Genomic DNA, 20,333 nt, shown 5'->3' on the forward strand with positions numbered 1-20,333 from the left:
GGTTCGGTCACATGGCGCTGAAAACCAACATCGAGGGCATGGTCTGGCAGTACCCGGAGGCGTTCGTGGTGGGCCGCGAGCAGATCCGTCAGTACGCCGCCGCCGTCAAGGCCAAGGATCCCGCCAGCCACGACGTGGAGGCCGCGGCCGCGATGGGCCACGACGGCCTCGTCGCGCCCCCGACGTTCATGTCGATTCTCGCGGTGATGACGCAGCGGCACTTCTTCCAGCACGTCGACGTGGGCTTCGAGACCATGCAGATCGTCCAGGTCGACCAGAAGTTCCTGTTCCACCGCCCGATCAAAGAAGGTGACGCGCTCGTCGCCACGATGCACATCGAGAGCGTCGCCGAGCGGTTCGGCGCCGACATCGTCACCACCCGCAACGTGCTGACCGACCCGACGGGTGCGGTCGTCATGGAGGCGTTCACCACGCTGATGGGCCATGAAGGCGACAACTCGATCTCCGCGGGGTGGGATCCGGAGACGGGGCAGGTGGTTCGCAAACCGGTCAAACACGACGACGAGGTTGCGGTTCAGGACGCGGATTAGGAAGTCCGACAGCCTGCGCGCTAAACTCGGGAACCGGGGTTTTCCCATTACAGCGCGCTTCCGACAGAACGTCTGGAAGCGCGCGAATTGTGTGAGCCCCGTACGTGGTGACGGCAGTGCCAGCGTCGTCGCCGAAGGGGCGTAGCTCAACTGGCAGAGCAGCGGTCTCCAAAACCGCAGGTTGCAGGTTCAAGTCCTGTCGCCCCTGCCAACTGAATACTGGACAAGCGTGGACACTGGACAGTGATGACAACGAAGAGTCCACGAGAACCTGAGACGAAAGGCATGCGGTGAGCGACGAGCGCGATAGTGCCGGCTCCGCAGGCACCGGTGACGACGCAGGGACCGACGGCGTCGACGACACCCGCGGTCAGACAGCTGTGGTGACCCGGCCGCTGCGCCCGACCGGCAAGCGGACGCGGCGTGCGGCCGTCGAGACCGACGCCGAATCGGAGGCCACCGAGCTCACCGAGAGCGCGGGCACCGAGAACGGCTCCGGCACCAAGAAGAAGGCCGCGAAGAAGGAGCCGGGTCGGTACCCGAACCCGTTCCTGTTCGTCGTCAACTACATCAAGCAGGTCGTCGCCGAGCTGCGCAAGGTCATCTGGCCGAACCGCAAGCAGATGGTCAGCTACACCAGCGTGGTTCTCGTGTTCCTCGCCTTCATGGTGGCGCTGATCGCCGGGTTCGACTATGGCATGGCCCGACTGGTCGGCCTGGTGTTCGGCGAATAGCCGAGGATCGACCGGTAACAAGAGAGGACTACAACCGTGACGAGCTTCGAGGGCGATACGCCTTCGGCCGAGAGCGTCGATCTGGTCGACACCGATGAGACCGACACGGCGACCACCGACCCCGCGACCGAGGACGCCGACGTCGCCGGCGGCGAGGTGAGCGAAGAGGCCGCCACCCCGGCCGACTCCGAGCCCGCTGCCGAAGCGGCTCCGGTCGAGGACGAGGATCCCGCCGTCGCCCTGAAGAAGGAACTGCGCCTGCGGCCCGGCGACTGGTACGTGATCCACTCCTACGCCGGTTACGAGAACAAGGTGAAGGCCAACCTCGAGACCCGCGTGCAGAACCTGGACGTGGGCGATTACATCTTCCAGGTCGAGGTGCCGACCGAAGAGGTCACCGAGATCAAGAACGGCCAGCGCAAGCAGGTCAACCGCAAGGTGCTGCCGGGTTACATCCTGGTTCGGATGGAACTCAACGACGAGTCCTGGGGCGCGGTGCGCAACACCCCGGGCGTCACCGGGTTCGTCGGCGCGACGTCGCGTCCGTCGCCGCTGAGCCTCGACGACGTGGTGAAGTTTTTGCTGCCGCCCGCCGCGGCGAAGAAGCCCGGCAAGGCCGCCTCGACGGCGGCCGGTGCCGCCTCGTCGGAGGCGACGCTGGAGCGTCCGGAGATCCTGGTCGACTTCGAGGTCGGCGAGTCGGTCACCGTCATGGACGGCCCGTTCGCGACGCTGCCCGCCTCGATCAGCGAGGTCAACGCCGAACAGCAGAAGCTCAAGGTGCTGGTGTCGATCTTCGGTCGCGAGACACCGGTGGAACTGACCTTCAACCAGGTCTCCAAGATCTAACTAGAAGCCCCAGAAAAAGAAGAGGAACACACACAGCATGGCCCCGAAGAAGAAGGTCACCGGGCTGATCAAGCTGCAGATCCAGGCCGGGCAGGCCAACCCCGCCCCGCCCGTGGGTCCGGCGCTCGGTCAGCACGGCGTCAACATCATGGAGTTCTGCAAGGCGTACAACGCCGCGACCGAGTCGCAGCGCGGCAACGTCATCCCCGTGGAGATCACCGTCTACGAGGACCGCAGCTTCACCTTCGCACTCAAGACGCCGCCGGCAGCCAAGCTGCTGCTGAAGGCCGCCGGTGTGCAGAAGGGTTCCGGTGAGCCGCACAAGACCAAGGTCGCCAAGGTGACGTGGGATCAGGTGCGCGAGATCGCCGAGACCAAGAAGTCGGACCTGAACGCCAACGACATCGATCAGGCCGCCAAGATCATCGCCGGCACCGCCCGGTCGATGGGCATCACCGTCGAATAGTTCGACGTCGTAAGCGTGGGAGAGCTGGCATCGGCTCGGACACCACAACTTCGAAACAGGAGAGATCAATGAGCAAGAACAGCAAGGCATACCGCGAAGCCGCCGAGAAGGTCGACAAGACCAAGCTCTACTCGCCGCTGGAGGCCGCGAAGCTGGCCAAGGAGACGTCGTCGAAGAAGCAGGACGCCACCGTCGAGGTCGCGATCCGCTTGGGCGTCGACCCGCGTAAGGCCGATCAGATGGTGCGCGGCACCGTGAACCTGCCGCACGGCACCGGTAAGACCGCGCGCGTCGCAGTGTTCGCCGTGGGTGACAAGGCCGAGCAGGCTGCGGCCGCGGGTGCGGACATCGTCGGCAGTGACGACCTGATCGAGCAGATCCAGGGCGGCATGCTCGACTTCGACGCGGCGATCGCGACGCCGGATCAGATGGCCAAGGTCGGCCGGATCGCGCGCATCCTGGGCCCGCGTGGTCTGATGCCGAACCCGAAGACCGGCACGGTGACCGCGGATGTGGCCAAGGCCGTGCAGGACATCAAGGGCGGCAAGATCAACTTCCGCGTGGACAAGCAGGCCAACCTGCACATCGTGATCGGCAAGGCCTCGTTCGACGAGAAGAAGCTGGCCGAGAACTACGGCGCCGCGCTGGACGAGATCCTGCGGGCCAAGCCGTCGGCGTCGAAGGGCCGTTACCTGAAGAAGATCGTCGTGTCGACGACGACGGGCCCGGGCATCCCGGTCGACCCGCAGGTGACGCGGAACTTCGCCGAGGCGTAAGTCTCTAACTCCGAACGCCCCCGCCGATGGCGGGGGCGTTCGGCGTTTGTGGGGCTCAGAGTGACTGCATCTGCCTGATAGCGGGCAGCCCGATGACAGCGCAGCGCGCGGTCACGATGTCGTCAATTTGTCGTTCTCGAGTCGAGGTCAGCATCAGAGGGATGCGAAGCCCTGCATCTGGCGGACCGCAGGTAGTCCCACCGGCTTGTGCTTGGTGTTCTGGCAATGCTCAATGACATCGAGTACGGCATTACCGCGAAACCACCGTCGTTTGCCTTGATAGCCGCATTGGCATTGAGCGCGGTTGTTAAGCCAGGAAGTGACAAGGTAGGCCTGAGGTTCCCCCATGTCGCCAGTGTATATGCAGCAAACAATTGCGGCTGAGTATCGTCAATCTTGGGTGGAAGTTGGGCGTTGGCCACTTTGCCGGGGCGGAAACGATCGAACTCCCGAGTGTTGCGGACGCTCGGCCGGGTTCGCCGAAGCTCGATTAACTTGCGAATACAAAAACAGGACCGGCGTTGCTTCCGATATAGGACAACCGCACGCACGTACGTGCAACGCTTCCTTCCGGGCGTCCATTTGCTGACGCCTGCGCTTCGGGGGGAGACGCAGTGAATTCTGCTTTTTGCACGATTGCTTCAGGCTTTCGTTCCCACTCATCTCGTCCCCGGTTCATCGCTGCCACCGACAGGGCGTCAGGCCTCGGCCAGTCGGCCACATCGGTGGTGCTCAACGCACAGGGGGAGAGATCATGGGTCGGCACAACAAACGGTGCACGCGGCGCAACAGCCGTGTGGTGAGCGGTGCCCTTGTCGCGGGAGGGTTGCTCGCCGGCGGCCCGGTCGCGATCACACTGGCGTCGCCGGCGTTCGCGGACGCGTCGGCGTCCGTAGATCGCGGACCAAAGCCAGCCGGGCCACTCTGTTCACAGGTCTTGAGTGATTGCGGCGGCGAAGCGGGCGGCGCTGCGCGCCTTGGGGCGACGGTCACGTACACCGGTCCTTTTCTCGGCTTGATCGGTGACGGTGTGGATGCGCCGTCCGACTGCACCGGCGCTGCGTGCAACGGCGGAAATGGCGGCTTGCTGTGGGGGAACGGGGGAGACGGTGCCAACGGCGGCAAGGGCGGTAACGCCTCCTGGTTCGGCAACGGCGGACGAGGCGGTGACGGCACAGCCGCCGGCCAGGCCGGTGGTGCTGGTGGAAACGGTGGTCTCTTCTTCGGTACGGGTGGCAACGGGGGCGACGGAGCCCGAGGATCCGACGGTGCCGACGGCGTCAATCCTGGGCCGAACAACATCCCAGCCGATCCCGGTTCGTCGTCGCCACAGAAGTCAGGCCCTGGAGACCAGATCGGCTCGGCGGGCGGCCGGGGGTCCGACGGCACCATCACCGGTCAGGGGGATGGTTCCGGCGGCGGAGGTCAGACTGTTTACAGCGGTATCCAAGACATGAATGGACAGCCAGTGGTGACTCCGCCGGGCGGTCGCGCGGTGGGCGGCAATGGTGGTCAGGGAGGCGACGGCGCTCCCGGAGGGCGAGGCGGCGACGGCGGTAAAGGCGGTGACGCCTTCAGTGTGGGAGTCGTCGGAGGCGAGGAGGCCTGGGGAGGCAACGGCGGTAACGGCGGCAACGGAGGTACCGGTGCCGACGGAGGCAACGGTGGTGCCGGCGGCTTTGCCGTTGCGTCACAGGAGTTTCCGTCTCCCGAACAGGGCTTCCAAGGTAACGGAGGTAGCGGCGGGCGAGGCGGCGACGGCGGACCCGGCGCGGCGGGCGGTGACGGACAGGCCGGCGGAGCCGGTGGCGCCGGCGGACGGGGAGGACTGATCGGCGGGCGCGGCGGTGCCGGTGGCAGGGGCGGCGCCGGCGGCAACGGTGGTGATGGAGACCGGGGTGGCAACGGCGGCAACGGTGGTGACGGTTCCGACGCGCTCACCGATGGTCTCGGCGGTGAAGGTGGTGAGGGCGGTCAAGGCGGCGCCGAGGGCACTCGAGGGACCGGTGGTGCTGGTGGCGTCGGCGGCACGGGCGGGCTGGGTGCAGCATCCGGTTCTCGCGGCGCAAACGGCGACGACGGGGTCGATGGCAACCGAGGCGAGCCAGGGACGCCGGGACAGCGGGGGAATGGGCGCACGGACCCGTAAGCGACTGAACGACCTTGTGCCGGTCCGCTTCGGATTCGAGTGTCGTCTCGATGAAAAACCAGGTGGTTGAGCGTGAACAGCAGTGCAATCCTCTGGGAAGAAACGACATTCGCGTTGATCGGACTGCAATGAGCCCATTGTCCTTGATGCGAAAGCTCGGGCAGTGGCCCCTAGGATGATGCACGGGAGATTCTTGAGGGGGGATGATGAGTCGCCGCATCGCGGTGTTCGGTACAGGCTATTTAGGTGCGACCCACGCAGCCTGTATGGCCGAATTAGGGCACGAGGTTCTCGGAGTCGACATAGACGAGGGCAAGCTGGCGAAGTTGGCCGCGGGCGAGCTCCCATTCTTCGAGCCGGGGTTGCCGGAGGTTTTGCGCTCGAACATCGACGCGGGGCGGTTGCGGTTCACCACGTCGTACGAGGAAGCCGCCGAGTTCGCGGACGTCCACTTCATCGCGGTCGGTACGCCGCAGAAGCATGGCGAGCTCGCCGCTGACCTACGCTACGTCGACGCGGTGGTCGAGTCGTTGGCCCCGCTACTCACCCGTCCGGCGGTGATCTTCGGGAAGTCGACAGTGCCCGCCGGTACGGCGGCGCGCTTGGGTGTCCGTTTGCGCGACTTGGCGCCTGCCGGCGAGCAGGTGGAGCTCGCCTGGAATCCGGAATTCCTCAGAGAGGGATTTGCGGTTCAGGACACGTTGCATCCAGACCGGATTGTGCTCGGTGTGTCGCGCGACCGTCCTGGTAATGCGGAGGCTGTCGCCCGCGAGGTGTACGCGTCACTGCTCGAAGAAGACATCCCGTTCCTGGTCACCGATTTGGCGACGGCCGAATTGGTCAAGACCTCGGCGAATGCCTTTCTGGCAACGAAGATCTCGTTCATCAACGCCATTGCTGAGGTCTGCGAGGCAACCGGTGCGGACGTGTCGGTGCTGGCAGACGCGATCGGGCACGACGCCCGAATCGGGCGGCGGTTCCTCAATGCCGGCATAGGCTTCGGTGGCGGTTGTCTGCCGAAGGACATTCGTGCGTTCATCGCGATGGCCGGTGAATTGGGGGCCGGCCAGGCGTTCGCGCTACTGCGCGAGGTGGACAGCATCAACATGCGGCGGCGCAATAAAGTCGTGGAGTTGGCGCGGGAGGCTTCGGGCGGTTCCTTCATCGGCGCGCGGGTGGCGGTGCTGGGCGCGGCGTTCAAACCGGACTCCGATGATGTCCGGGACTCGCCGGCGTTGAATATCGCCGGGCAGATGCAGCTACAGGGTGCGGCGGTGAGTGTGTACGACCCGGAGGCGATGCAGAATGCGCGTCAGTTGTTTCCGACGTTGCAGTACGCATCGGGCATTCGCGAGGCTTGTGCCGGCGCCGACCTCGTATTGATTCTGACCGAGTGGAAGCAGTTCGTCGCAATGGATCCCGATGAACTCAGTGAAGTGGTGCGCCGGCGCAGCATCATCGACGGCCGCAATTGCCTCAGCCCGCAGCTGTGGCGCGACGCCGGATGGACGTACCGGGGGATCGGTAGGCCGTAGGGCCGGTCCTACCGGCTGCAGGGACTCGCGACAGCCGACGATGCGCGGCACGGGAAGCTCGGTGTGGACTGCAAGAGGAAGGCATTTGTTCTTCGTATGGATGCGAGCATCCAACCGTTCACGATGTTTACGGTCTCCTTACAGCGCCTTGAGCAAGCGCGGGTTGTCGCAGGTGGGTAGCGGTTGACATGGATTGTTTGCTCAACCCACTGCAAAGTGGCAAACAGATGGATGGAAGACAGTAGTTTGCCAGATTTTACGTTGCGTCGAGAACATCGAGGTCACACGCGAATTCTAGTTGTTTCGCAGATGTGAACTCGACGTGGATGCGCGCATTTCGCAACGGTTGACCTGCCTTTATCATCGATCTCACCGTGTAGCGGCAATGTCGATGTTTCAATGTTGTAGGAAACGATGCTGTTGTCGAATTTGGTCACCAGTAGACGGCGCTTTGAACACTCTGTGTTCCGGTTGACACCGCCACTACAGTCTGGGAAGCTTTGCTCACAAAGGTCGTTCTAATAAAGGGGGGGAAATGTCGACAATGACGACACCTTTTCGTGCGGGATTCACTCGACTGCAGGTGGGAACGGCAGCGTGCGCGGTCGCTGCCGCTGCTGCTTTCCCGGCGGTAGTTGCCAACGCCGAACCTGCCGTGCCGGCGCCCATGGCGCCGGTGACGCAGATCCTGATCGACGCGCCGCTCAGCCCGATCATGGACAAGGTCATGCCGCTGAGCCCGGTCATGAACCTCGCTGAGCAGCCCGCATGGCTGGAGAACGGTCGTAGGATCATCGATCGGTTCGGAGCGTTGGTGTTCGAAGTCGCTCGAGGATTCATTGCACCGATCGTGGAATTCGCCCAGGCGGTCATCACCGCCGTTCAGCGCTTCTTCCAGATCGGCCCCTACTCCACGGGCCGCGGCTAAACCTGCCCTCACGACACGTCAGGTGCGGTTCGCTCACTGAGCGGACCGCATCTGTACTGGCGGATATGCGAACTAGAGCTTCGAACGAACGCGGTTCATCACTGAGTCCACGTATTTGCTATTTGGTTGTCAATGCGTGAACTAAGCGGTGACGGCGATGCGCTAGGCGATTCTTCATTTACTGACAAGGGAGAGGGGCGGCCGAAGATGCTGCGACATCTTCGGCGGCGTCATATCGCCTTGGCGGGGTTGATCCTCATAGTGGTCGGCGTGGTATTCGTGAGTTGGCTTGCATTCCGTGCCTTCGAGGCGAAATCGAATCTCGAGGCGGCACGCAACAGCGCTCAGCAGGCGAAAGACGCGCTGTTGGAGGGCGACACCGACGTTGCCACTGAGCGCGCAGATCAGGCCTATGCGCACGCCCAGGAAGCGCGCGACGCGACCCATTCGATTCCCTGGAATGTTGTTTCGGCAATCCCGTGGTTAGGCGATCCGTTCACCACGGGTCAGGAAATCTCGGACGTGGTTCTCGGACTCGCGACTGATGTGCTTCAGCCGGCCGCAAAGGTCGGCGCCGTCCTGTCGCCTGACCAGCTGCTCCAGGGCAGCAGGGTGGATGTCGAGGTGCTTCGCGAGCGCGAACCGCAGCTGACCACATTGGCCGCGGCCGCCACCAAACTGAACGACAACGCCCGAGCAATCTCAGACCCGGGATTCGTCTCGCTTCTGGGTGACGCGCGTTCGCAATTGCAGGAACAGACCGCCAACGTCGCCGGCTTGCTCGACAACACCGCAATGGCCGCCCGTCTCGCGCCCTCCATGATGGGAGCGGACGGCACACGCACGTATTTCATGGCGTTCCAGACGAACGCCGAGGCGCGAGGCACGGGGGGCTTGCTCGGAGGCTTCGGACTGCTGCGGTTCGAGAACGGCACTGCGACCGTGGACACGTTGGCATCGAACCGAGATCTGGATACGGCGAAGGCGTCAGTGGATCTCGGTCGTGAGTTCACCGAGATGTACGGGTTCACCAATCCCACAACGGATTTCCGAAACAGCAACCTGAGCTCGCACTTCCCGTACGCGGCGCAGATCTGGAGGTCCATGTGGGCCGAGCAGACCGGGACGAACGTCGACGGGGTGATCGCGTTGGACCCTGTGGCGCTGAGTTACATCCTTGGCGCGGTTGGTTCGGTGCGAATGCCTGATGGTGAGGTGATCACCAAGGACAACGTCGTTGAACTCACCGAATCCACCGCGTACGCCCGCTTCCCCACGGATCAGACGGCGCGCAAGATGTACCTCCAGGACATCGCCAGCGAGGTGGTCCGAAAGATCACGGGGCGGGTTGAATCGCCGCAGAAGTTGCTCGACGCCCTGGGGAAGGCGGTGGGCGAACGGCGGATCGCGGTGTGGAGCTCGGCGCCCGCTGATCAGGAGTTGCTCGAAGAGACTCCATTGGCGCACGTCGTCCCCGACGACGCCGCACCTTACGCAGGAGTCGTGATCAACAATCTCGGTGGAAACAAGCTCGACTATTACTTGAGAAGGCAGATCGAGTACGTCGCCGACAGCTGCAACGGTGACAATCGGAACACCACCGTCACGATCCGGCTATCGAATGAAGCGCCTTCGTCTGGGCTTCCGGATTATGTTGCGGCGGCACCTGGAATCCGCCCCGATATTCCCCTTGATGTACCGAAGGGTGCGATGGTGACCTCCGTTCGTCTGCTGGCGACCACAGGTGCGACGCTGGTCAGCGCATTGGTCGACGGACAACAAGTTCCCGTCTTCAGCGGGATGGAACGGGGTCATCCGACCTTCGAAGTGCAGCTCGGTATACCTCCCGGGCAATCCGGAGAACTCACATTCCGCCTTTCCGAACCGACGCCACCCGGCCAAGCGCGTGTCCCGGTGCAGCCACTGATCGATACTGTCGAACCCAAGGTCTCGGTGCCGCAGTGTTCGGGCTAGACCGCATTTCGAGAGTCGATAGTCACTCCTGTACCGGCGCGGTGGCGAGCGGCTCTTGCCGAGGCTGCGGCGTTCTGAATTTCGACGACCAAGCTTCGACTACGGAACTCGACCATCGAAGGCATAAAGTGCAGGTCGCTGTACCGCCGGGTAAGTTGGTTGAGCCGACCTTTCGACTTTTCGAACTGACATCTGCCAGCGAAGCGCGCGTGCGTGTTCAACCCCTCATCGACGACGTCTCACCCGCAGAATCGGTGCCTGCATGCCGGATATGAGTATTCCATTGCTGGGAGTAAGCATTGCACCTGAGTGCCGGCCTGGACTGCGAAACACCTCTACTCCAGATCCGTCCGGGTCGGAGCAAAACGTGCCTTCTGATTTGAAAACCGGTGGGATACGGGTGCAGCCGTTTCTTCTAACGGTGAAAGGGCTGTTTTGACTCTGCAGGACTTCGTAAAGACTATGCGCGCCCGATGGATGACCATCTGCGTGACGGTTATCGCAGCGGGCCTATGCGCAGTTGCCTTCTCCCTCGCAACAACACCTTTGTACCAAGCTACAACGAGGCTTTTCGTCTCAACCAACGGCGGATCAACGCTGACGGAGACTTACCAAGGAAACCGATTTTCTCAGGAGCGCGTCATCTCGTACGCCCAGCTGCTCATGGGCGAGACGCTCGCCCAACGCACCATCGACAAGCTCGGCCTTGCTATGAGTGCCGAACAACTGCGTGAGAACGTGACGGCGAGCTCAAAGCTTGACACGGTATTGATCAATGTTGCGGTGCTCGATGAATCTGCAGTTCGGGCGCGTGACGTCGCGAATGCACTATCCGACGAGTTCGTCGTATTGGTGCGTGAGCTCGAAACGCCAGAGAGTGGAGCGACCCCCGAGGCTCGCGTTGTTGTCGAGCAACGGGCGTCAGTACCGAGTCAGCCCGTCGTGCCGAAAACCGGACGCAACATCGGGATTGGGCTTGCTGTTGGAATATTCTTAGGGATCTGCCTGGCTGTGATGCGCGAATTGCTCGACAATACGGTGAAGGACCGCCAGGTTCTGGAAGAGATCACCGGCGCCGGCTTGGTGGGCACAATACCGCTGGACAAGGAACGCCGTAAGGAGGCGGCAATATCCTTTGAAGCGGACAATTCTCCGACCGCCGAAGCTTTCCGTAAGATCAGGACAAACCTTCAGTTTCTATCCGTGGACAACCCGCCACGAACTATCGTCGTGACTAGTTCGACGCCTAGCGAGGGAAAGTCGATCACGGCGATTAACATCGCACTCGCGCTCGCTGAGGCTGAACACAATGTGGTCCTCGTCGATGGTGATATGCGGCGTCCGACTGTGCATAAGAATCTTAAGCTAGTGGGACCGGTGGGATTTAGCACGGTCCTCAGCGGCCAAGCGTCTCTTGACGAAGCTCTACAGAAGACTGGATTCCCCGGGCTGACCGTTTTGACCTCAGGGGCCATCCCTCCGAACCCGAGTGAGCTCTTGGGTTCCCAAACGGCTAAGAAACTATTAGGCGAGCTCGCGGCTCAGTTCGACTATGTGATCGTAGATTCGACGCCATTGCTTGCCGTGACAGACGCGGCCATTCTCGCAGCAGAGGCCGATGGTGTGCTCGTTATGACGAAGTTTGGTCAGACTAAACGCGATCAGCTCACGCACGCTGTGGGCAATCTCAGAGACGTGGGTGCATCTGTGCTCGGCGCGGTGTTCACAATGACTCCGAGTCGAGGCGGGTCTTCCTACAGTTACAGCTATAGCTACTACGGCGACGAAGGGAGTAGACGGTCGCCGCGGCATGGCGGCTCGCCCGATACGCCTAAGACGCCGGAGAGATTTTCAGGTGCCGCGAGTTCTCGCTCTAGCGCTCGTGACACCGCGGCGCAGTCGGTCGGCAATAGAGCATCCGAGAATCCTGACTGATGCCGCGTCGTTCAGAACCCCCGACGGTAGATGGCAGCCCGGCCAAGAGGGCTGAGCCGGCCCAGAGGGAGAGCAGTCCTTGGCCGCTGAAGAGCCTCATTCCGTTAGGCCTCAGGACGGCTGGTGTTCTGCTGAGGGCGCTCCTTGAGCGGTCGACCGGATTCCATTTGATCCATGGTGCGCATCTATTTCTGTGGCGTTTGTTCTCGATAAGTTCCCTTCTTCTCAAGCGGTCTAATGCAAATGCGCGGCAAGGTGTGTTGGTCGTATGCCCGCCCGGTGGGGGAAACATCGGAGACCAAGCGCTGGTTGAATCCGCGGCCTGGAACTTAGAGGGGCCGGTCACATTGGCTGTTCGCAGCGAGAGCAACTATGCCATCCCGCAGTGGTTAGTAGGCAAAAAGATTACAACGGTCCCCCTCGTTGACTTGGTGTACGGCGTGGGCTTTAAGCACCTGCGGGATGTGATTAGGTTTTTTGCTACCGCACAACGCGTGATATCAGTAGTAATCATCGGTGCGGATATTATGGACGGCAATTACAAGACCATTGCCTCGATAAACAGGTGGTCACTCGCTGTTCTCGCTAGCCGGTGTGGCGCGCGTGTATCAGTAATAGGATTCAGTTGGAATGCCACACCCAGTGAGTCGAGTAAAGCAGGCCTGTTAGAAGCAGGTAAGTCCGCGTATCTCTGGGTTCGGGATCCAACATCCCTACGTAGGGTAGAGGAGGCGGGCGCCTTGAACGCGCGATTATGTGCCGACATTGTGTTCGCGCACCCGGCAGCCGATGGTGATTTAGGATTAGATAAAATACCCGACGATATTGCAGCCCAAGTGCGCGCTTACCCGGAGTATGTGATACTCAATGCAAGTGGCTATATCGGCGATGATCAAACCGTTCATTCGGAATATCGGTCGATCGTGAAAATGTGTCAGGATGCGGGAGTCGGCGTTGTACTACTGCCGCACGTGATGCGCGGAAGCAGCGACTTCGACTGCTTACGCAGGCTCCGTGATGCCTGCGATGGTCAACTCATTCTGGTCGACAGACTGCTCACGCCGGCCCAAGTCACGCGGCTTGCAAGCGAAGCGAAACTAGTCGTAACGGGGCGAATGCATCTGGCTGTGCTGGCGTCGATGGCGGGGACGCCTGTGTTGACACTCGCCACACAGGGCAAGGTCGACGGTCTGTACGACCTGTTAGGGCGTCCTGATTGGGTGCTTGACGGGCACACCGATTTCAGCACCACTGTCAACCGTGCATTCGCGGAATCTAATGAGTCAGGTTTCGACTTCCCAGGTGACGATGCGCTCAGCCGAATACGGAAACTGTCTCGTCTTCCGTTCAACTGACTCAAAATGCACCTGAACTACGAACAAGCAAGTGGTAGCGGGCGCGGAAATAAAGAAGACGAATCTGACGGCAATCCGTTGACTCGTGCAGCATCGAGCAAGCGCTGCGCCACTGACCGATCGTCGGATACGATAAGAACGCCCCGAGACAGCTCAAGATTGCGGGATTGGCGAGTCCCTTACAACTGAGTGTCGCGGGGGTCGTGGACTCGTTCCGCTAGGGCGGAACAGAGGGGCGTATGGAAGCAGCAAGGCGGGCTTGGGGGTGAAGTGTCTGCTGATTTATCAAGAGCCCGCGCAAACGCGCGCCTAAACCTTGAAGCCCACGGTTGAGCATTCGTCTGAATGAAGTCAGGATTGCCAAGAATCAGACGAAGCACATGCTGAGTGAAAGTTAGAAGATGACCGCATTTGCAACACCTCGCGCCGAAGTGGATCACGGTGACGCCACAGTGCGCGTGCAAATACCGTTGACCGGCGTTACCGTAACTCCGATGACGGCAGCTGAGGTCACGGAGTACATCGACAGACTAATTCAGCAGCGACGCGGAGCGTGGATCGCCAATCACAACCTGCATTCACTTTATGTCCACCTCACTAACGTCAGCTTCGCGACGGCGTATCGCTACGCGGACCGCGTGTTGATCGACGGGTGGCCTGTGCTTGCACTCGCGCGTGCCACCCGGGAGGGACGAACACTCACAACGGATCATCGGATTGGTTCGACCGACTGGCTTTTTCGTCTGCTCGAGTGCTCTAAGCGGGAACTGAATATCGTCGCTATTGGAGGAACGCCCAGCTCGTCGGCTCGCGCAGCCGAGGTGGTTTCACGGCTCCACCCGAACCACACTTGGATCGCCTTCGACGGCTACCGATTCGCGCGGCGTGACGACGTTAACTCGCTGGAGTCACTCGACACCGCGTTGAAAGCAGCAGATCTCGTGGTCGTCGGTATGGGGATGCCCCAACAAGAACTTTGGATTGACAAGAACAGAGCGAAGCTCGACAGATGTGTCGTAGCGAACGTTGGTGGATGCATTGACTATCTCAGTGGCAGTCAGCCGCTGGCCCCGCGATGGATGGGAAAGTTGGGGTGCGAGTGGTTGTTTCGTCTTGCGCGTTCTCCGCGGCGGCTGTTCTACCGTTACATAATCGAGCCGCACCTCCTAGGCTTCCTGCTGATCCGGCGAGCTCTCCTTCGAAAGTTGAGGCAGACCTGTGGCTGATAGCAGATTTGAAGTGCAAGCCGTTATACCAACTACGGGGCGCCCCTCACTGGCGGCTGCTGTGAAGTCAGTTATGAGGCAAACGATTCCGGTGCACCCGATCATCGTGCTTGATCGTCCAGAGAAAGCTGACGACGTTCGCTCGGTCCTTGATCCCTTCGATCACACACTCGTCATTACCGAAGGAGCAACTGGGGGAGCAGCGGCACGGAACCTCGGGATAGAACATTCCGAAGCTGACTATATCTGTTTTCTCGATGACGATGACACCTGGTTACCCCACAAGACGGAGACTCAGCTAGAGGCGTGCTCGAAAGTGCAGAGTCCCTTCCTCCTGTCAGCATCGGCGATGGTTTTTGATCGGAGCTTCGATCACGTCGTTATACCTAGGAGACCGCCAGAGACACAAGACGGCATTGGAAGCTACATGGTGCAACGGCCCGAACTGCGCTTTGGAAGCAATGTTGTCCAAAGTAGTACGCTGCTCATGAGTAAGCTTCTTGTCCAACGTTGTACGTGGAACGCCAACCTACGTAAGCACCAGGACTGGGACTATGTAACCCGGTGCCTATCGTTCGAGGACGTAAATTTCGTGTGGGTGAACGAGCCTTTGGCCATCGTTACCAAGGGCTCTCAGGAGTCGATTTCCATGACATGCGATTGGCGTGCGAGTGCCGAATTTCTTCGTGATCACAGAAACGAACTTTCGCGAAAAGCGGCAGCAGATTTCGTGTGGAGTCAAATCATCCGTGCGTCGCTACAAAAGGGCGACTTCGCTGGCGTACGTTTTGCCCTTTCGCAACGAGAACTTATGCGGCCGCACTGGACCGCCGCAGTCGTAGGCCTCAGTGGGGCCGCCGAGCGGCTTAAGCAGAACTATAGAGCCAGCCGGAAGCGAAGCTGTTGACTAAGCGCGAGGAGCAGACCAGAATAACCGTCCTGCTGTCGATGAAGGCGCCAGACGGAACTACGCGCTTCGTCGACCAGATAGTCACCTTCAAGCCGCCGCAAGAAGTTATCAGGTATTTCTCTTGGCGAACAGCGGTACTCGGCGCTTACGACGTCTTGCATGTTCACTGGCCTGAGTGGATGTTACGGCATAGTCGACGTGCCGTTCGCTGGGCGAAGTACGTTCTCATGCTGTTGCTATTGCTCAGGCTCAGACTCAAATCTACTGCTGTCGTCCGTACTATCCATAATGTCGAGCCACACCGGGCTGGCGGATCGATCGAACGCTTCCTGGTGGCGGCACTTGACAGACGCACTACAGAGTACGTGATCCTGAACCCGTTTACGCCTAGTTCAGGGCCGACGACCCTGATCCGCCATGGAAGTTATGTCACGCGTTTCGCGGGCTATGCAAAGCAGCCGGTAATACCGGGTCGGATTTTATTTTTCGGTCGTATTGAGCCGTACAAGAATGTGAACGCGTTAATTGACGTATTCGCCGCAATGCGGTCGGAACGGCACACGCTCCGCATCGTTGGATCGCTCGATGAATCGGCATTCCCTGACCGTGGCGAGCGGCTGCGGCGGGCGGTGGAAGACACACCTCGCGTGACGGCGCGGTTCGAATTTGTTTCCGATGAAGCGCTCGTCGAAGAGATTACCAAGTCGCAGCTTGTGGTGCTCCACTACACTCAAATGCACAACTCGGGGGCCCTTCTTGTTGCACTTTCTCTGGGGCGCGTCGTCTACACCGTCCCGTCAGAGGTCAATGATTGGATCCAAGGAGAGGTAGGTCCCGACTGGCTCATTCTTGATCAAGAGCTGACGGGCGAACGGCTGTCGAAAGCGCTTGCGCAGGCAGAGTCAGTGGGCGTTGGCTCTGACCGCGCCCCGAACCTCGACAATCGGGAGTGGACCGCGGTGGCACACGAGCATTATGCGGTTTACAAGAAGGCTCTTATGTCGGTTCGTCGGCGTGGTTTTCGATGAGAGGCGTAATCCCAGGAAACGCCTCGGTAAAGACTCAGGCAGCGCGGGGCGCGTTAGCAACGCTCGCCGGTCAAGTCGTCCGGTTCGTAATTCAACTTGCGAGTATCGTAGTGCTCTCTCGCATCTTGGGCCCATCGGTTATTGGGTTGTTCGCGATGATCGTCATGATTGTCGCATTCGGGGAAGTTGTTCGGGATTTCGGTATGTCGTCGGCGATGATACAAGCGGAGGTGGTTACGCAGGGTCAACGGTCGAACTTGTTTTGGGTGAACTCGACGATAGGGCTGGTTCTGACCGTTGCGTGCGCCGCATCCGCGCCGTTGACTGCAAGTTTCTACGAATCGCCCGATCTGGCGCCAGCATGCGTCGCAATATCGGTTGTCTTCTTACTCGGCGGGATCGGTACGCAATTCAGGGCGCAACTGACGCGCGATTTTCGCTTCACCGCTATCTCGAGTATCGATGTGTTTGCGGCTCTCTCCGCGTTGATCGTCGCGGTCGTACTGGCTCTCTTGGGCGCCGGGCTGTGGGCCCTTGTGATCCAGCAGATCACCACTGCCGCTACAACAACACTCCTCAATATGGCAGCCGCACGCTGGATGCCCTCCCTTCCGTCACGGCATGCCGGCACTCGCGCGCTTCTCAAGTTCGGATGGCATGTGGGGTTGACGCAGGTCATCAATTACGTGTCAAGGAACGTGGACACAGTTGTTGTCGGCAGTATGTTCGGTGCAACTTCGCTTGGCTTCTATAACCGCGCTTACCAGCTCATGACGGTGCCGATCAATCAACTGAGTACGCCAGCGACGAAGGTCGCCTTCCCGGTCTTATCCCGTATTCGTGACGACCGCCAGCGATACGTTCGCTTCCTACTCATCGGTCAGCGTGCATTGGTTCATGTTGTAGCGCTTGTCTTCGTCTTCACCATCGTGATCGCTCCTGCAGGGATCGACATTGCACTCGGAACCGAGTGGAGCGACGTCGCACCGATCTACCAAATTCTGGCGGTTGGCGGTCTTGCTCAAGCGGCCAGTTTCGCGAGCTATTGGGTCTTTCTCTCGCAAGGCAAGACACGCGAGGTCTTGACGATGACCGCACTTACCCGGGGAGTCCTCGTTGCGGCGATTATCGGCGGTGCTTTCTTCGGTGTGATCGGAGTCGCCCTTGGCTACGCAATCGTCGTGGTTCTTACGTGGCCGTCTTTCCTGGTGTTCCTCAATAAGGTCTGTCCAGAAGTCCCAGCAGCGCGAATGTTCTTCCAGCCGGCTGCGCTGTACGTCATCTACGGTATCGCCGGTGGTGCGGCATATCTATCCACCGTTTCCATCGACAGCAGTTGGTTGGTCGTCTCCGTCGCCGCGTTTGTATACCTGTTTGTTCTCATTCTTCTGTACGGCCTAATACGTCGATTCCGTGAAGACGTACGCGAGGTCGTCACTTTGCGCCATCTTGTTAGAGGGGGTCCAGATGGATAGAGTGTTCTACTGGTGTAGCGGGCAAGACGACAACATCGGTGATGTCGTACTTCGACGCAACCTGTTTAACCGGGTCCGAGAACTTGGTGACGTGCACGTGTACGTCGGATCGGCGTCAGATAGCTTCGTCCAGGCTCTGCGGATTCCGGCCAACTCCGTGATCTACCGGTCGAAGACCGGTTGGCTGAAGGCGATTGCGAGACATAGTCGCCGTGCCGTGATTGTTTTCGATCCGGGCGAGTATCGCCTGGACGGTCAAGCCCGGAACGCCCACCTCGCGCTGATCCCGCTGCAAGTTCTCGTCAAGGCTCGTGGCGGCGCCTCGATCAAGTCCGGTATCGCTGTCAACCCAGACTGGATACCTGTCCCGCTCTCTGTACGACTGTTCGACCTGAGTAATCGGCTATCTGACTTGGTCACCTGGCGAGATCTCGAAACGCCCCGGCACTTTCCTGGAGGACTGCTCAGCTGCGACTGGGCTTTCGATTCATACGAAGCAGCAGCGTGGGCTCCCCGCCGTAGGGACCTTCTAGCGATTACATGCAGGGGCGACCGACCCGTCTGGCATAGCAAAATCATCGAGGGTGTTAAGCGTTTGTGCGATGAGCGCCAATTACGTCCGGTCGTATTTGTGCAAGTACTCCGCGACAACGACGTTGCCAGGGAGCTGTCGAATAAGCTTGGTTCTGACCTCATCAGCTGGGGCGCCTCGGTTTCCCATGCAGATCAGGAAGAGACCGTGCGTAAGCTGCTGCGATCGGCCGAAGGTGTTGTTAGCGACCGACTGCACGCCTTAATCATGGGGGTCAACGAGGGGTGTGTCCCGATCGGCCTGTCGCAGTTCGATGACTTCAAATTGCGCACCCACCTTGCGGCGGTCGGCTTGGGGCGTCACTCCACATTGATTTCGGACGCTGAAGCGTCAGATGTCGTGCAACGAATCGACACTATGCTTGACCGTCGCAATTACGTTGCCGATTGCGCCCGCGACGCGAAGGCTGTTTCAGAGCACATTGCCGACAGAATCGATGCGGTGTGCTCATGACACCCCTACAGGACATGCGCCCCGAGGTTAGCCAGCGGACAGGCTCTGTCGCACTGCTGCTCGGAATTGCCGCGGCGACGGTGGCAGTACGGCTACCCGGAAGCCTTAGCCAGATTTATCCGTCCTCCGTAATAGTTGTTATCGCTCTCCTTACGGTGGTGTGCACGGAACCTCGCCAATTGTTCCTGATTCGTCTTAGCAGTCTCGACGTTGCGCTCGTCGTCTTCGTGGCCATCAGAATTCTCACTGATGTTACAAACTCGGCTACCCTCGACGTAGCACTCCCTATACCGGCCCTTGCCGATTGGGTGATAATTCTACTCGCTTTCGTATCTGCCCGGGCGGTCGTCAACTTGCCTTCGGAGTTAGTGACGTTCCTTAGATATTTTCTTGCGCCAGGCTACTTTGTGGCCGCAATTGGAGTGTTGCAGATCGCTGGTGTCGGGGTCGTCACACGGTTGGTCGACACATTCACACGAAGCGCCGGACTGGACAATCGGATAGCGCTCGGCTGGACCGAGTTGCGAGCGACCAGCACGATCGGACATTGGACCGCGCTGGGCGGCTACCTCGTCGTTATGATTGCTGGCAGTTGCGCCCTTATCGCGTACACAGCGACCTGCGACCGCAAGAAAACGTGGCGATATGTGGCTGGATTGAACCTGTTGATGGGCGGCTTGTTATCGACCGCAACCTTCGCTCCGATTATCGCAGGTTTCGTAGTCATCCTCTTCACGATACTGCTGTATTTCCGGCGAATTGAGTCCGTACTGCTCGCGGGAGGGCCCGCCCTGGCATTCCTGTACTTGATGTATCCGGTGCTATCGGATAGATACGACAAACAGACTTACGAGACTACAGCAGCAACAACTCAGTACGCCTGGCTTCCCGAATCCATGGGTTACCGTATGAACATTTGGGTCACTGAGGCAATTCCTGCAGGACTGCGGCGCGAGTTCGTAGGGTGGGGTTCATGGGTATACAGCCGCATAGGGGAAAGTGCTACGCCCCCGGAGCTGCGGTGGCCGTCGCCGGAATCAGAGTGGATCCGGACTTTCGTGACGGGTGGCTGGCTGCTTCTAGCGGCGGAGGTGGTCTTGCTGTTGATCCTGATCTTCAAGGTCGCGCGAATTAGTAGGCTCTACGGCTCGTGGATTCAACCTGTCCTCTGGGGAATCGTTGGGTTGATAGTCATCAGCACCGTGCATTCGCACTTCACGAATCGCGGTGTCCCGCTAGCTATCTGGCCCATCGCGGGGGCTGTCCTATCTGCGTTCATCGCGCGGTACCCAGGCCGCGCGGATGCGGAGAGGTTGGCAGGGTCAGACCGGCGTGAGGAAGTCTGCTCTTGAATGCGCCTAATGTTGCAATTCGGCGTTCCGTATGTATCGCCGGCG

Annotated in this window: 17 protein-coding genes and 1 tRNA gene; 17 read left to right on the forward strand and 1 reads right to left on the reverse strand. The window is 60.2% G+C overall.

The features are described from left to right. The first annotated feature begins 11 nt into the window (after positions 1-11). From hadC to rplA, 6 genes are all read left to right on the forward strand, one after another. Positions 12-551, forward strand: coding sequence for a (3R)-hydroxyacyl-ACP dehydratase subunit HadC (gene hadC, locus AU196_RS18270; RefSeq protein WP_059096480.1), 540 nt, complete (start codon positions 12-14; stop codon positions 549-551). A gap of 135 nt (positions 552-686) precedes the next feature. Then, a tRNA-Trp gene (locus AU196_RS18275) sits at positions 687-762 on the forward strand. 79 nt (positions 763-841) lie between these two features. Then, positions 842-1,285: a preprotein translocase subunit SecE gene (gene secE / locus AU196_RS18280; RefSeq protein WP_059096481.1), complete on the forward strand. Its 444-nt coding sequence runs from the start codon at positions 842-844 to the stop codon at positions 1,283-1,285. A gap of 36 nt (positions 1,286-1,321) precedes the next feature. Continuing rightward, a complete protein-coding gene (gene nusG / locus AU196_RS18285; RefSeq protein ID WP_059096482.1) occupies positions 1,322-2,134 on the forward strand; it encodes a transcription termination/antitermination protein NusG in 813 nt (270 codons plus the stop codon). A 37-nt stretch (positions 2,135-2,171) separates the two neighbouring features. Further along, on the forward strand, positions 2,172-2,600 hold the full coding sequence (gene rplK, locus AU196_RS18290; RefSeq protein WP_011558342.1) for a 50S ribosomal protein L11: 429 nt from the start codon (positions 2,172-2,174) through the stop codon (positions 2,598-2,600). 68 nt (positions 2,601-2,668) lie between these two features. Then, the gene (rplA, locus tag AU196_RS18295) at positions 2,669-3,376 is read left to right on the forward strand and encodes a 50S ribosomal protein L1 (RefSeq protein ID WP_059096483.1); all 708 of its coding nucleotides are present in this window, start codon (positions 2,669-2,671) and stop codon (positions 3,374-3,376) included. Between the two features lie 1,690 nt (positions 3,377-5,066). Here rplA and AU196_RS25630 read toward each other — a convergent pair. Beyond that, entirely contained in the window at positions 5,067-5,354 is a 288-nt protein-coding gene (locus AU196_RS25630) for a hypothetical protein (protein WP_059096484.1), read from the reverse strand. Positions 5,355-5,731: 377 nt separating this feature from the next. On the opposite strand from AU196_RS25630, the gene AU196_RS18305 reads away from it, so the two are divergent. The 11 genes from AU196_RS18305 (at position 5,732) to AU196_RS18340 (ending at position 20,288) form a co-directional block, all read left to right on the forward strand. After that, positions 5,732-7,060 carry a UDP-glucose dehydrogenase family protein gene (locus tag AU196_RS18305; protein ID WP_059096649.1) on the forward strand — a complete coding sequence of 443 codons (1,329 nt, stop codon included), beginning with the start codon at positions 5,732-5,734 and terminating at the stop codon, positions 7,058-7,060. Between the two features lie 535 nt (positions 7,061-7,595). Continuing rightward, entirely contained in the window at positions 7,596-7,988 is a 393-nt protein-coding gene (locus AU196_RS18310) for a hypothetical protein (RefSeq protein ID WP_059096485.1), read from the forward strand. 207 nt (positions 7,989-8,195) lie between these two features. Continuing rightward, the gene (locus AU196_RS18315; RefSeq protein WP_059096486.1) at positions 8,196-9,962 is read left to right on the forward strand and encodes a DUF4012 domain-containing protein; all 1,767 of its coding nucleotides are present in this window, start codon (positions 8,196-8,198) and stop codon (positions 9,960-9,962) included. A 435-nt stretch (positions 9,963-10,397) separates the two neighbouring features. Then, on the forward strand, positions 10,398-11,897 hold the full coding sequence (locus AU196_RS18320) for a tyrosine-protein kinase domain-containing protein (RefSeq protein WP_059096487.1): 1,500 nt from the start codon (positions 10,398-10,400) through the stop codon (positions 11,895-11,897). Further along, on the forward strand, positions 11,897-13,252 hold the full coding sequence (locus AU196_RS25255) for a polysaccharide pyruvyl transferase family protein (protein WP_082695771.1): 1,356 nt from the start codon (positions 11,897-11,899) through the stop codon (positions 13,250-13,252). The genes AU196_RS18320 and AU196_RS25255 overlap by 1 nt, the downstream gene beginning before the upstream one ends. 401 nt (positions 13,253-13,653) lie before the next feature. Then, the gene (locus AU196_RS25260; protein ID WP_082695772.1) at positions 13,654-14,478 is read left to right on the forward strand and encodes a WecB/TagA/CpsF family glycosyltransferase; all 825 of its coding nucleotides are present in this window, start codon (positions 13,654-13,656) and stop codon (positions 14,476-14,478) included. A 13-nt stretch (positions 14,479-14,491) separates the two neighbouring features. Beyond that, positions 14,492-15,385, forward strand: coding sequence for a glycosyltransferase family A protein (locus AU196_RS26395; RefSeq protein WP_353647252.1), 894 nt, complete (start codon positions 14,492-14,494; stop codon positions 15,383-15,385). After that, positions 15,382-16,416, forward strand: a complete 1,035-nt coding sequence (locus tag AU196_RS25635; RefSeq protein ID WP_157546471.1) for a glycosyltransferase — start codon at positions 15,382-15,384, stop codon at positions 16,414-16,416. The genes AU196_RS26395 and AU196_RS25635 overlap by 4 nt, the downstream gene beginning before the upstream one ends. Continuing rightward, a complete protein-coding gene (locus AU196_RS18330; protein WP_082695774.1) occupies positions 16,413-17,891 on the forward strand; it encodes a lipopolysaccharide biosynthesis protein in 1,479 nt (492 codons plus the stop codon). The genes AU196_RS25635 and AU196_RS18330 overlap by 4 nt, the downstream gene beginning before the upstream one ends. Further along, positions 17,884-18,936, forward strand: a complete 1,053-nt coding sequence (locus tag AU196_RS25270; RefSeq protein WP_082695775.1) for a polysaccharide pyruvyl transferase family protein — start codon at positions 17,884-17,886, stop codon at positions 18,934-18,936. Before AU196_RS18330 ends, AU196_RS25270 begins: the two co-directional genes overlap by 8 nt. After that, entirely contained in the window at positions 18,933-20,288 is a 1,356-nt protein-coding gene (locus tag AU196_RS18340) for an O-antigen ligase family protein (protein ID WP_157546474.1), read from the forward strand. The genes AU196_RS25270 and AU196_RS18340 overlap by 4 nt, the downstream gene beginning before the upstream one ends. The last annotated feature ends 45 nt before the right edge of the window (positions 20,289-20,333 follow it).

This window comes from Mycobacterium sp. IS-1742 (assembly GCF_001500125.1).
In the GTDB taxonomy this organism is placed as follows: domain Bacteria; phylum Actinomycetota; class Actinomycetes; order Mycobacteriales; family Mycobacteriaceae; genus Mycobacterium.